Genomic DNA, 425 nt, shown 5'->3' with positions numbered 1-425 from the left:
GCTCCATGAAACTCCCCGGTGGACCGGGGCCGGAAGCCCACGCGACCTGCCCCGGAACGGCGCTCATGTTGCGCTGCACCAGTGCCCTGCCCCGCCTCGAAGTCCAGACATGGCCGCCTGCGACGAGGCGGCAGATTCGGGCCGGGAGCGATCAGGCGCGGTCAGGTGTGGTCGATCTCACCGATCACTTGGGCGCCGAGCTCGCGCTCCAGCAACGCCATGCCCGAGACCGCGTCCACGTCGGCGTCCGCGTCGTTGAGCGGGTCGACATCGTCGGCGTCCAGGCCCTTGGAGCGGCCGGGGATCGCGTCCGGCCATGCCGCGGTCCCGCCGCGGGAAGCCGCGCCTGCGCGGGGCGAAGGGACGCGAGGGCCTGACTGCGCGGCCGCCTTCGCCGCCGACCGCGCGGCGGCCAGCCCCGGGCC

Annotated in this window: 1 pseudogene; it reads right to left on the bottom strand. The window is 74.8% G+C overall.

Going from position 1 to position 425, the window contains the following annotated elements:
* Positions 1-161 precede the first annotated feature (161 nt).
* Positions 162-425: pseudogene (locus E1267_RS43940) on the bottom strand (DNA polymerase III subunit gamma and tau); the annotation flags it as partial.

This window comes from Nonomuraea longispora, from assembly GCF_004348345.1.
Taxonomy (GTDB): domain Bacteria; phylum Actinomycetota; class Actinomycetes; order Streptosporangiales; family Streptosporangiaceae; genus Nonomuraea; species Nonomuraea longispora.
This window is presented reverse-complemented; position numbering and strand designations above follow the sequence as displayed.